This window comes from Methylobacterium sp. D54C, from assembly GCF_053345595.1.
Genome location: NZ_JBKFAK010000184.1, coordinates 1 through 310, shown reverse-complemented (window position 1 = coordinate 310; position 310 = coordinate 1). Strand labels below are relative to the sequence as shown.

Genomic DNA, 310 nt, shown 5'->3' with positions numbered 1-310 from the left:
GAGCGCCCCCGGCACCCCGTCGCGCGCCGCCAGCAGTTCGGCGAGGCGCCCCGGCGGGCCGGTCGCGAGGTCGCCGGCGGCCGGATAGGTAGCGGGGTCGACGGCCTTCAGCTCGACCAGGGCCGCGTCGCCGCTGCCCGCCACCGCCATGGCCCGCAGGGAGGCGACGATGTCGAGGCGGCCTCCGCGCGCCAGCGCCTGCCTCTCCGCGTCGGTCCCCTCGCGGTTGATGAGGTTGAAGGCGAGGTCGCCGCCGAGGATGCGCCGGCCTTCCCGGCCGAGCCCGTCGGACAGCGAGCGCGAGATCGAC

1 pseudogene is annotated in these 310 nt (G+C 77.7%); it reads right to left on the bottom strand.

Going from position 1 to position 310, the window contains the following annotated elements:
- Positions 1-310 (bottom strand): annotated as a pseudogene (locus ACLBYB_RS33080) (ABC transporter permease); the annotation flags it as partial.